The sequence below is a fragment of the Paenibacillus sp. FSL L8-0494 genome, assembly GCF_038003695.1.
Lineage (GTDB): Bacteria > Bacillota > Bacilli > Paenibacillales > Paenibacillaceae > Paenibacillus_AQ > Paenibacillus_AQ odorifer.
Map to the genome: position 1 here is coordinate 412,337 of NZ_JBBOPQ010000001.1, position 12,112 is coordinate 424,448.

A 12,112-nucleotide genomic window follows, 5' to 3' on the forward strand; every position below is an offset into this window, starting at 1 on the left:
TAACAGCAGAAAGTGACAGAGAGTACTTTTCTTTGGTAGAGAGGATGAAAGAGATGGGGAAAGCAACCGGATTTTTAGAGTTTGAACGACAGACACCCTCCGAGTGTGAGGCATTGGAGCGAATTAAGAATTGGAATGAATTTTCGATTCCTATGGATGAAGAAAAGCTGCGCGAGCAAGGGGCACGTTGTATGGATTGCGGTACGCCATTTTGTCATGTAGGACGTCTGTTGTCTGGTATGGCTTCCGGCTGCCCTTTGCACAACTTGATTCCTGAATGGAACGATATGGTCTATCGTGGAAATTGGGAGATAGCGCTGAAACGTCTGCATAAGACAAACAACTTTCCTGAATTTACAGGCCGTGTCTGTCCCGCTCCTTGTGAAGGCTCTTGTACGGTAGGGATGAACGGCAAACCTGTCACCATTAAATCTATTGAGAAGTCAATTGTAGATAGAGGTTTTGCAGAAGGCTGGATTGTGCCTGAGCCGCCACTTCATCGCACGGGTAAGAAGGTTGCTGTAGTGGGTTCAGGTCCGGCAGGCCTTGCCTGTGCGGCACAGCTTAATAAGGCTGGACATACGGTGACTGTGTATGAACGGGCGGACCGGATTGGCGGTCTGCTTACCTATGGTATTCCCAACATGAAGCTGGATAAAAAGACTGTGCAGCGCCGGGTGGATCTGCTTGCGGCTGAGGGTATTACCTTCGTAACTCGAACAGAGATCGGCCGAGATCTCCCAGCTTCACAGCTCAAGGCAGAGCATGATGCTGTGGTACTGTGTGGTGGATCTACACAGGCACGTGATCTTCCGATAGAAGGACGTGATCTGCGTGGGATTCATCAAGCTATGGAGTTTTTAACGCTGAATACAAAGAGCCTACTGGATTCAGGGCTTGCAGATGGCGAGTATTTATCTGCAGCAGGTAAGGATGTAGTTGTAATCGGCGGTGGGGATACTGGAACAGACTGTGTGGCCACCTCAATCCGCCACGGCTGCCGCAGTGTAACTCAGCTCGAGATTATGCCACAGGCGCCGCTGACTCGTCAGCCTAACAATCCTTGGCCGGAATGGCCAAAGGTGCTTAAAGTGGACTATGGTCAGCAGGAGGCCGCTTCACTGTATAAAGAAGATCCACGCCGTTATCTGGTTTCGACGAAACGGTTTGTCGGCGATGAGGGCGGGCAAGTGCAGGAGCTGCGTACAGTGCGCATTGAATGGAGAAGTAATGAACAGGGACGAATGGTACCGGTCGAAGTGCCGGGCAGTGAGGAGACCCTGCAAGCGCAGCTGGTATTGCTGGCTTTGGGATTCACAGGACCTGAAGAAACTGTACTGGGCGAGCTTGGGGTGGAACGCGATGAGCGGGGGAACGCCAAAGCAGAGTTCGGAGCACAAGCAACCAATGTAGAAGGTGTGTTCACAGCAGGTGATATGCGGCGCGGGCAAAGCCTTGTAGTATGGGCTATTGACGAAGGGCGTCAGACTGCGCGCGAAGTAGACCGCTTTTTGATGGGATCCTCGAATTTGCCGTGAGTATTAAGATATAGCGAGCTGGGCGTTCCTTTGGGAACGTCTGCTTTGCGTTGTGGTATGTTCAAGGTTAAGATTATTGTCTAAGCACATATTTACTTAAGTTAAGTTGAAAAGGAGAATACATGATGAAGTTAATGTTTATTTCCGACATTCACGGATCTTTATTTTGGCTGGAACGGGCTTTGGAAAAGGTAGAAGAAGAGCAGCCGGACAGTCTTATTATTCTAGGAGACTTCCTATATCATGGTCCAAGAAATCCGCTGCCGAAGGACTATAACCCACAAGAGGTTGCTAATAAGCTTAACGTATATAACAAAAACAAGCCGATAACCGCAGTGCGTGGAAACTGTGACGCCGAGGTAGATCAAATGCTGCTGGAATTCCCGATGATGGGCGATTATGTAATGTTTTTGCACGAAGGCAGACGGATTTACGCTACACATGGTCATGGCTTTAGCATTGAGCATTTGCCGGCGCTTTCCGAGAAGGATATTTTTATTCAGGGACATACCCATATACCAGTTGCCGATGTAAAGGAGGGAGTGTACGTGCTGAACCCCGGCTCCATATCGCTGCCTAAAGAGAATAATCCGAATTCCTATGCTGTTCTAGAGGGCGGGGAATTTATCGTTAAGGATTTTGAAGGCAATGTGGTAAAAAAGATTACCGTATAGTGAGAGGGATCGTTTAAAGGAACTCCTGAAGATTGAGAGATTGAACAAGGGAGACAATGCCAAAGGACAACATTACCAATCCGGATAGTTTGTTGAACAAGAGCTGTTTCGAACGTCCTGACATTATGTTGTTTCTGAACAAAGCGGTGCTCCCTGTCAAACCCATCCACCATAATGCGGAACCCAGAAAGACGCCGCTAACTAGAAACGGCATATTGGAGCTGCTATGAGACAGAAGGACGCCAGATGCGCTGAATACGCCAAGGGAAAAAATAATTGTCATGGGATTAGACAACGTCAGCAACAGCGTTACCGTGTATGAATTCAGTGAGCTTTTTGGGGAATTGGGTTCTGTTAGCTTCGTTGTAACGGATGAAACTTAAATTTTTTAACTGTAAAATGGGGGCTGCGAAAAAAAATTCCTTCCAACATTATTAATGTCCCAGGGAATTGAGCACTAGAACATATTATTGTATGATGAGGAAGGAGTTTTAAGGGTAGGAATGGCTCCAAATATATTAGTAAAGGTAGTTAACACATGAATCCTAAAGATTTGAACTATACAATGCCACCGGAATGGGGCAAGCATGAACGTACTTTTATCTCCTGGCCGGTGCAGGAATCTATGTGTTTCCCGGACAACCACGAGTCAGTGTGTCAAGGTTATGCTGACATTATCACAGCCATCGCCGAGTTTGAACCGATCACGGTCATTGTGAACCCGGAGGACGTGGAGCGGGTAGAACATCTGGTCGGCGGACCGAATGTAACGCTGCTGCCTATTGCGCATAGCGATGCTTGGCTGCGTGATAACGGACCTACCTTTATTGTTAATAAAGAAGGACAAATGGCAGGTGTGAACTGGAAGTTTAATGCTTGGGGCGGTAAATATTCACCTTGGGATCTGGATGACGAAGTGGCTCCGCAGATTCTGGAGCATGCACAGATCACCCGTTTTGATGCACCGCTTGTGATGGAGGGTGGCTCGATTCATACGGATGGAGAAGGCACTTTGCTTACTACAGAAGAGTGTCTGCTTAACCTAAACCGCAACCCGGAGCTGAAGCGCGAAGAGATCGAAGAGTACGTGCGGAACTATACAGGTACAGAAGCTATTATCTGGCTGAGACGTGGCCTTAGCGGCGATGAAACCGATGGTCACGTTGATAATATTGCTTGTTTTGCTGCACCAGGCAAAGTTATTATCCAGGTCTGTGAGGACCCGCAGGATGAGAACTATGAGATTACGCAAGAAAATCTGCGTATTCTGGAGAACGCTACAGATGCCAAAGGGCGTAAGCTGGAGATTATCAAGATTCAGCAGCCACCACGGGTCGATCATGACGGCAGTCGTCTGACGCTCAGTTATTTGAACTTTTATTTCGTGAACGGCGGAATTATCTTGCCTGTGTTTGGCGGCACCGCAACAGAAACGGATACACTTGCTGAGAAAGTGCTCGCTGGTTTGTTCCCGGATCGCAAGATTCGTACAGTTAACGGAATGGCCGTTATCACCGAAGGCGGGAATGTACATTGCACTACGCAGCAAATGCCTGCACAGCAATAATTTGAAGGAAACTAAACGTCCAAAGGGACATTTATATACAAGGAGGACAGATTCTTGAGAAATGTAAAAGTAGCTGCGACACAAATGAGTTGTTCCAGCAATATTGAGGAGAATATCAGCAAAGCCGAGACATTGGTCAGAGAAGCGGCAGCACAGGGTGCGCAAATTATTTTGCTGCAGGAGCTGTTTGAGACTCCGTATTTCTGTCAAAAAGAGAAAGCTGATTATTACGCATACGCAACAGAGCTTGAGCATAACAAGGCGATTAATCATTTCAAAGCAGTAGCCAAGGAGCTGCAAGTGGTGCTGCCAATTAGTTTTTATGAGAAAAAGAATTACGCGCGTTACAATTCACTTGCTGTAATCGATGCTGATGGAACGGTGCTTGGCAAATACCGCAAGAGTCATATTCCAGATGGCCCAGGTTATGAAGAGAAGTTCTACTTTAATCCGGGAGATACTGGCTTTAAGGTATGGAACACTCGTTATGCCAAGATTGGCGTAGGTATCTGCTGGGATCAATGGTATCCAGAAGCGGCTAGAGTAATGAGCCTGATGGGAGCAGAAATTCTGTTCTATCCAACGGCTATTGGTTCTGAACCGCAGGATGGATCGATCGATTCCAAGGATCATTGGCAGACCTGTATGCTTGGACATGCAGCTGCTAATCTTATTCCAGTCGTGGCTTCCAACCGTATTGGTGAAGAAATTGATGAGGATTCGAGCATTAATTTCTACGGTTCATCATTCATTGCAGGTCCTCAGGGCAATAAAATCGTTGAGGCTGGACGTGATGAGCAAACCGTGCTGGTAAGCGAATTCGATCTGGATGCTTTGGAAGTTGGACGGATCGAGTGGGGAATCTTCCGTGACCGCCGGCCGGATTTGTATAAATTGATCGGTTCTTATGATGGAGATATCACACTTTAATAGGTTTAAGGTTAAATCTAAAGGCATTGCTAGGGAGAATACAATCTCTGGCAGTGCCTTTTTGTGTTTGATGGTAATTTTTTGAGAGTGATGTACGTATAAAACTTATAAAATAATAATATTATGTTATATAACCTTACATAAAATAGAAAAGTTAATTGTCATGAATCCTTTAATCTGTTAAAATCTCTTTAAGTTATTTCCGAAAATAGGGGGTATGGAGATATGACAATAAAAAGTCGCGCTTTAATGTCAGTTTTTATCTCATTGGTGGTGGTTGGATTGGTAGGTTGTGGAGCAAATAACAGTAAAGCTGGTAACGAATCCCCGGCAGAGAAAATTAAGTTTGCCAGTGATGCCAGCTACGCTCCTATGGAGTACATGGACACGGATAAAATCAAAGGATTCGACATCGATTTTATTAAGGCAGTTATGGAAGAAGCGGGAATAGACTATGACGTAACGAACACAGGCTGGGAAACGATGCTTCAAAGTGTGAAGCAGGGAACGGAGTATCAAGCAGGGCTGTCTTCAGTATCCATTACGGATGAACGTAAAGAAACCTATGACTACTCCATCCCTTATTTCGAATCTACCAATATGATCATGGTTAAAGAAGGCAGCGACATCAAAAATGCACTTGATCTTAAAGATAAAGTAGTTGCAATACAAGGGGCCACAACTGCAGACGACCTGATGAGCGGAATAATGGGCGTCGACAACCCTAACTTGAAACGTTTTGACAGCAATGCGGTGGCATTGATGGAACTGAATGGCGGCGGAGCCGATGCGGTCATAGCGGATATTGCTATTGTACGTGAGTACATGAAAAACAATCCTAAGCAGAAGCTGGTGGGGATTGTAGACACGGAGAACTTCGGAGCGGAATATTACGGCATTCTTTACCCTAAGGGCAGTGAGTTAAAAGCGAAACTGGATCCGGCTATTAAGAAGGTATTGGAAAACGGAAAGTACACGGAAATCTACAAAACTTGGTTCGGCGAAGAACCTAACCTGGATAGCTTATTGAACGCAAAATAAGGAAAGAACCTAATAAGCATGCGTAATGATAGCTATTGCGCATGCTTATTTTTTTAAAGAGAGATGACATAAAGAAGAGAAGGGGAGAGTCCTATGGATTTTAGAATGGACATTATTATTCATTATTTGCCCGTCCTTTTAAAAGGGACACTGCTGACTATCGGCATTTCTGTAGTTTCTATTTTATTTGGCTCTATTTTGGGACTGGGGATCGGATTTGGCAAAATGGCTCCTAAATGGTATTTGCGCTGGCCTTTTCATTCATATATCAATTTCTTTCGAGGAACACCACTGTATGTGCAGATTCTGATTGTTCACTTTGGAGTGATTCCCCCGCTTTACGGCAAAACCAATGCTCTAATTACTGCGTTTGTTGCTCTGTCGCTTAATTCGGCTGCTTATTCGGCTGAGATTTTTCGGGCAGGCATTCAGTCGGTTGATCGTGGGCAACGGGAAGCGGCTATTTCACTGGGGATGACTAGTCGGCAAGCGATGAGATTTATTATTTTACCGCAAGCGATCAAACGGATGGTTCCGGCTTTTGGTAACGAGTTTATTGTGCTTGTGAAAGACTCCTCTCTTCTGGCTTTAGTGGCTGCACCGGAAATAATGTATTGGACCAACACGATGAAAGGGCAATATTTGCGGATATGGGAGCCTTATTTGACAGCGGCACTTATTTATTTCATTCTTACCTATTCTCTTAGCAAGCTGCTGAATTACGTTGAACGGAGGCTGAAATAGGATGGAGCCTATGATTTCAGTACGGAACTTACATAAATCATTTGGAACAAATACGGTGCTGGCCGACATAAGTATCGATATTTTCAGTCAGGAGGTAGTGGTGGTTATTGGGCCGTCCGGATCGGGTAAATCCACCTTTTTGCGTTGCCTTAATTTACTGGAGCAGCCGCAGGGGGGCGAGATTGTAATTGAAGGCACTTCTTTGATGGCGGCGAGTACGAAGATTAACGATATCCGTACAGAGCTTGGGATGGTGTTTCAGCAGTTTAATCTATTTCCTCATATGAAGGTTATAGAAAACATTATGCTGGCGCCGGTTCAGGTGCGTAAATGGTCTCCGGATAAAGCGCGGCAAAAAGCGCTTGAGCTGCTGCAAAAAGTAGGTCTAAGTGAAAAAGCAGAGATGTATCCAGCCTCATTGTCTGGGGGGCAGGCTCAGCGGGTAGCAATTGCAAGGGCGCTGGCTATGGAGCCCCAAATTATGCTCTTTGACGAACCAACCTCAGCGCTTGACCCGGAGATGGTGGGGGAAGTGCTGGCGGTGATGAAGGAGCTGGCCCGTGAGGGGATGACGATGGTCGTGGTGACGCATGAAATGGGCTTTGCGCGTGAGGTGGGAGATCGTGTGCTGTTTATGGAACAAGGTGAGATTGTGGAGGAAGGAAGTCCGGAGCAGCTGTTCGGAAATCCTGTGCAAGAACGGACACGCTCCTTTCTATCAAAGGTGCTGTAATTTTGTGGAAAGTAGAATCTTGTTATTTTATCAGGTATATTAGAAGAGTAACGGTTATTTCAGGGATTTATATGCAAAATCTGTCGGAACGTGGAGAGGAGGCTCTGGGGATATCTTTTGTTATCATAATCTTGCAGTGATAGAGGGAGAATACGATGAGCACATTTAAAAACTGGTTAAACACAACCAAAAGCGGACTAACAGATCAAGTGAAAAAATTCAAAAATAAAGATTTTATGAATGCTGTAGTTGCGGGCTGCGCTTTGGTGGCTGCGGCTGACGGTAAAATAGAAGAAGCAGAGAAAAATAAAATGGCCGGCTATATGAATATGAGTAATGAATTGAAGGTATTTGACATGAGAGATGTCATTGCTCAATTTAACTATTATGTAAGCAACTTCGAATTCTCACCGGAAATAGGGAAACAAGAGGCTTTGAAGGCCATCGCAAAGTTTAGCGGCAAACCAGATGCAGGACGTTTAATCGTGGGCGTATGCTCGGCAATTGGATCGGCCGATGGCGATTTTGATGACTATGAAAAAGCAGTTGTGCGGAATATTTGTAGCGTCTTGGGATTAAACCCTAGCGAATTCAGTTTATAAATTAGGTGGAGTCATAGATGAAAGTTCGTTGAAACGTAATTTAATCTTTATCGTATCACTGATATAACACCTAAAAGCTAGACTAACAGATAATGATTTTTATCGGAAACGGAGGTACGTTGATTTGGCTGGAATTAATCTGGTAAAAGGTCAAAAGATTGATTTGACTAAAGGTAATGCGGGCTTGTCCAATGTAATTGTGGGCTTAGGCTGGGATCCGATTGAAGCCTCGCGGGGATTCTTTGGAGTCAAGAAACAGGCGAATGTCGACTGTGATGCCTCAGCACTGCTATTAAATGAGGATGGTAAGCTAACTAAGAAGGGTAACCTGATCTGCTTCCACAACAAGCAAAGTCCTTGCAACTCGGTTATTCATTCCGGAGATAATCTGACGGGTGAAGGCGACGGAGATGACGAGCAAATCATGGTTAATTTGAAAGCCATTCCTGCCGATGTTCACAAGGTTCTGGTTGTCGTTAACATTTACGATGCAGTGAATCGCAAACAGGATTTTGGAATGATCAAATCAGCGTATATTCGGGTAATGAATGCTGCCGGGAATAATGAGTTGATTAAATTTAACTTATCAGACAACTACACAGGTTTTACGGCACTTATTTGTGGAGAGCTTTACCGCCAAGGTGGGGAATGGAAATTCGCTGCAATTGGTGAAGGCAGCCACGCCGCTCATATCAATCAACTTGCAGAACGCTACGTATAATCCAAATATAAGAAAAGAGGTATGTAATCATGGCAATTAATCTATCCAAAGGTCAAAAGATCGATTTAACGAAAACAAACCCAGGTCTATCCAAAATCACAGTAGGTCTTGGTTGGGACACTAATAAATATGACGGCGGAAAAGATTTCGATTTGGACGTATCCGTCTTTTTGACCAATGCTAGTGGTAAAGTTGATAAAGAAACAAACTTTATTTTTTTCAATAACAAGCAAAATGAAAATGCTTCTGTTGTTCATACCGGCGATAACCGTACAGGTGAAGGCGATGGTGATGATGAGCAGGTTCAAGTGGATCTTCAGAACATCCCTGCTGATGTAGACAAAGTAGCTTTTACTATTACAATTTATGATGCTGAAGCAAGAAGTCAAAACTTCGGACAAGTTTCCCGTTCTTATGTACGTATCGTAAACGATCTGAACAATGAAGAGCTGATTCGTTTCGACCTCGGTGAGGATTTCTCTATTGAAACTGGTGTTGTTGTAGGCGAACTGTATCGTAATGGTGCAGAGTGGAAGTTCAATGCCATCGGCAGCGGCTATAAAGACGGCTTGAGCGGTTTGACTCGCGACTACGGCCTGCAATAAATTTCGTTGTATATGCCAAAGATGAACCAAATGAATAATGAAGGAAGGTTTTGTCAGTGACGATCAGTCTCTCTAAAGGACAACGGATTGATCTTACCAAGACTAATCCGGGTTTGACTAAGGTAGTAGTAGGATTGGGCTGGGATACTAATAAGTATAGCGGCGGCCAAGATTTTGACCTTGATGCTTCAGCCTTTCTACTGCATGAAGATGGTAAAGCCAAGGGCTCCGATGATTTTGTATTCTACAATAATCCCTCGGGTGGCGCAGGTTCTTTGACTCATACGGGGGATAACCGTACGGGTGAGGGGGACGGAGATGATGAGCAGATTGTTGTTGACTTCAGCAAAATCCCTGCTCATATTCAGCGCATCGGAATAACGGTAACGATCTATGATTACGAAACTCGGGCACAAAACTTTGGACAAGTCTCCAATGCCTTTGTACGTGTGGTAGATGCTTCTAATGATCGTGAAGTGCTTCGCTTTGATCTGGGTGAAGACTTCTCAACTGAAACAGCTGTTGTATTCTGTGAGTTCTACCGCAATGGTGCGGATTGGAAGTTCCAGGCGATTGGAAGTGGCTTTGCCGGCGGTCTAAGCGCTTTATGCAGAAACTATGGACTGGACGCGCAATAGCATCCAAGTGGGCGGGGTCATTACCGATCCTGCCCTTTTTCTAAATATTTAGAGCAGTACAGACTCCACTTTGTGGGGTTCTTTTTTACAAAATTATGGGTTGGTTTACTCCATTTATAAAGGTGGCGTAAGAATGAGTGTTAACGTAGTCAAAGGGCAAAAAGCTGATCTGACCAAAGGCAATGCTGGACTTCATTCTATAATCGTAGAAATCGGCTGGAATGCTCCGGCTGCTCTGGAGATTGATAGCTCTGCTTTCCTGCTTGGATCAGAGGGTAAGGTAAGTAAAGACGAGGATTTAATATTTTATAATAATCCAGCCACTTCTTATATTAGGTATAAGGATGTGCCAGGATTCAATGACCGCAAGCAATTCGAAGTTCAATTGGATAAGATTCCTTCCGATGTGATGAAGATTGCCTTTACACTTACCATCTATGATGGGGAGAAAAGGGGTCAAAGTTTTGGGCAAGTAAGTCAGGCCTATTTTCGGATTCTGAATCAAGTAACAGGTGCGGAACTGCTCCGATGTGATCTCGACAATCTTTTCTCCGTGGAAACGGCCATTGTGGTAGGGGAATTATATAGATATAACAGTGAATGGAAGTTCAGTGCCATTGCAGCGGGGTTTGCCGGAGGTTTGAAAGAGATATGCAGCAACTTTGGTATTGAAGCGAATGAGGAGCCTGCTCCTGCTGCTCCACAGCCGGAGGTTAAGCCGCAGATTCCACCACGAATCTTCGCAACGCCGCCTGCGCAGCCAGTGAAACGTGAAGAGAGCCCTCCACCCACACCTCCGCCTTCGCCAATAAATCTCAACTTGAAGAAAATCGAGCTGAAGAAAAAAGGCGATTCCATCAATTTGAAAAAATCAGCCAGTGGTGATCTAGGGGAAGTGTTGATTAATCTCAACTGGAACCAGAAACAGGGCGGACTCTTTAGTCGTAAAAATGGCGTAGATCTAGATCTTGCTTGTCTGTATGAACTGAAGAATGGCAGTAAAGGAGTGGTACAAGCGTTAGGCAATGCCTTTGGCTCATTAAATCAACCTCCTTATGTCATGCTTGATGGGGATGATCGTACAGGCTCCGTAACTACTGGTGAGAATTTGCGTATAAATGGTATCAAAATTTCCGAGATTGAACGCATTCTAGTGTTTTCCTTTATTTATAAAGGGGTAACCAACTGGTCGGAGGCCGATGGGGTTGTCACCATCAAACAAGGCGGTGGACCTGATATCATTGTAAATTTGGACGAGCATAACAACCGAAAAGGGATGTGTGCCATTGCGTTATTCCGGAATGTAAGCAATGAAACATTTAGTGTTGAACGGCTGGTGCAATATTACAGTGGTCATCGTGAGATGGATGAAGCCTATGGATGGGGGCTGCGCTGGGTTGCGGGCAGCAAATAATCGATTTTACCGGAGGCGCAAAGTGTAATGGATTGGTTCGCAGATTTTTTTAGAAATATTAGTGAGAATTACGGGCATTTTTTCTCATGGAGTGATGTAGTAGGCACGCTCTCTGATCCTGTGAGCTGGGGGATTATCGGAAGCTTAATTCTACTAGAAGGTTTGCTCTCTGCAGATAATGCGCTTGTGCTTGCCGTTATGGTTAAGCATCTACCTAAGGAGCAGCAGAAAAAGGCACTTTTCTACGGTATCTTAGGGGCTTATTTGTTCAGATTCCTGGCCATTGGACTAGGGACATTTCTTATTAAGTTTACTTTGGTTAAGGTTCTTGGTGCGCTGTATCTCTTTTATATCGCATATAAAGGTTTATTTAAGGGCAGTGGCGAAGAGCATACGGAGAATAAAGGCACTTCTTTTTGGAAGACGGTACTCCTTGTTGAATTAATGGATATTGCTTTCAGTATTGACAGTGTCATTGCTGCATTTGGACTTAGCGATCAGGTTTGGGTTCTCTTTATGGGTGGTATATTAGGAGTTCTGATGATGCGCGGAGTGGCGCAGGTATTCTTGAAGCTTATTGATAAATTCCCTGAATTGGAACAGGCAGCGTTCCTGCTTATCGCCATTATTGCGGGTAAGATGCTAGCGGGTGCTTTTGGCTTTGAATTGCCGCATGTCGTATTCTTTACAATCCTTATAGCGGTATTCGTGGGTACGATCCTCTACAGTGCTAGACGTAAGAAAAAAGATGCCCACAAAAGTGCATGATTAAAAAAGTAAGTGCACCATAGAGAAGTCGGAGCCGATCATGCAAGAATAGAAACGCCTGCTTCTTTCAGGTAATCGTATATGTTATAGCGTAGGCCTTCACTTATATTTGAGAGAGCCAAGATGCCATCCCAAGG

The 12,112-nt window shown here is 44.8% G+C and carries 13 protein-coding genes and 1 pseudogene; 13 read left to right on the forward strand and 1 reads right to left on the reverse strand.

The features are described from left to right. The first annotated feature begins 53 nt into the window (after positions 1-53). Both NYE35_RS01980 and yfcE read left to right on the forward strand, forming a co-directional pair. Entirely contained in the window at positions 54-1,538 is a 1,485-nt protein-coding gene (locus NYE35_RS01980) for a glutamate synthase subunit beta (protein ID WP_341120051.1), read from the forward strand. A 125-nt stretch (positions 1,539-1,663) separates the two neighbouring features. Beyond that, entirely contained in the window at positions 1,664-2,212 is a 549-nt protein-coding gene (gene yfcE, locus NYE35_RS01985; RefSeq protein WP_076107379.1) for a phosphodiesterase, read from the forward strand. 13 nt (positions 2,213-2,225) lie between these two features. Here yfcE and NYE35_RS31365 read toward each other — a convergent pair. Then, positions 2,226-2,567: pseudogene (locus NYE35_RS31365) on the reverse strand (LysE family transporter); the annotation flags it as partial. 183 nt (positions 2,568-2,750) lie between these two features. On the opposite strand from NYE35_RS31365, the gene NYE35_RS01990 reads away from it, so the two are divergent. The 11 genes from NYE35_RS01990 (at position 2,751) to NYE35_RS02040 (ending at position 11,975) form a co-directional block, all read left to right on the forward strand. Beyond that, positions 2,751-3,779 (forward strand): agmatine deiminase family protein, encoded by a 1,029-nt coding sequence (locus tag NYE35_RS01990; RefSeq protein ID WP_038568299.1) that lies wholly within the window; start codon positions 2,751-2,753, stop codon positions 3,777-3,779. Positions 3,780-3,833: 54 nt separating this feature from the next. After that, complete coding sequence (gene aguB / locus NYE35_RS01995; RefSeq protein ID WP_076107380.1) at positions 3,834-4,709, forward strand: N-carbamoylputrescine amidase; 876 nt, start codon at positions 3,834-3,836, stop codon at positions 4,707-4,709. A gap of 231 nt (positions 4,710-4,940) precedes the next feature. Further along, positions 4,941-5,750, forward strand: a complete 810-nt coding sequence (locus NYE35_RS02000) for a transporter substrate-binding domain-containing protein (protein WP_445321963.1) — start codon at positions 4,941-4,943, stop codon at positions 5,748-5,750. A 93-nt stretch (positions 5,751-5,843) separates the two neighbouring features. Continuing rightward, entirely contained in the window at positions 5,844-6,494 is a 651-nt protein-coding gene (locus tag NYE35_RS02005) for an amino acid ABC transporter permease (RefSeq protein ID WP_076124698.1), read from the forward strand. 10 nt (positions 6,495-6,504) lie between these two features. Then, the gene (locus NYE35_RS02010) at positions 6,505-7,227 is read left to right on the forward strand and encodes an amino acid ABC transporter ATP-binding protein (protein WP_036687449.1); all 723 of its coding nucleotides are present in this window, start codon (positions 6,505-6,507) and stop codon (positions 7,225-7,227) included. 155 nt (positions 7,228-7,382) lie between these two features. After that, positions 7,383-7,829 carry a tellurite resistance TerB family protein gene (locus NYE35_RS02015; protein WP_036687417.1) on the forward strand — a complete coding sequence of 149 codons (447 nt, stop codon included), beginning with the start codon at positions 7,383-7,385 and terminating at the stop codon, positions 7,827-7,829. A 124-nt stretch (positions 7,830-7,953) separates the two neighbouring features. Then, complete coding sequence (locus tag NYE35_RS02020) at positions 7,954-8,550, forward strand: TerD family protein (RefSeq protein ID WP_076107382.1); 597 nt, start codon at positions 7,954-7,956, stop codon at positions 8,548-8,550. A gap of 29 nt (positions 8,551-8,579) precedes the next feature. Continuing rightward, positions 8,580-9,155, forward strand: a complete 576-nt coding sequence (locus tag NYE35_RS02025) for a TerD family protein (protein WP_036687420.1) — start codon at positions 8,580-8,582, stop codon at positions 9,153-9,155. A 56-nt stretch (positions 9,156-9,211) separates the two neighbouring features. Continuing rightward, a complete protein-coding gene (locus NYE35_RS02030) occupies positions 9,212-9,793 on the forward strand; it encodes a TerD family protein (RefSeq protein WP_036687422.1) in 582 nt (193 codons plus the stop codon). Between the two features lie 133 nt (positions 9,794-9,926). Then, on the forward strand, positions 9,927-11,207 hold the full coding sequence (locus tag NYE35_RS02035; RefSeq protein WP_036687424.1) for a TerD family protein: 1,281 nt from the start codon (positions 9,927-9,929) through the stop codon (positions 11,205-11,207). A gap of 27 nt (positions 11,208-11,234) precedes the next feature. After that, complete coding sequence (locus NYE35_RS02040; RefSeq protein WP_036687425.1) at positions 11,235-11,975, forward strand: TerC family protein; 741 nt, start codon at positions 11,235-11,237, stop codon at positions 11,973-11,975. Positions 11,976-12,112 lie beyond the last annotated feature (137 nt).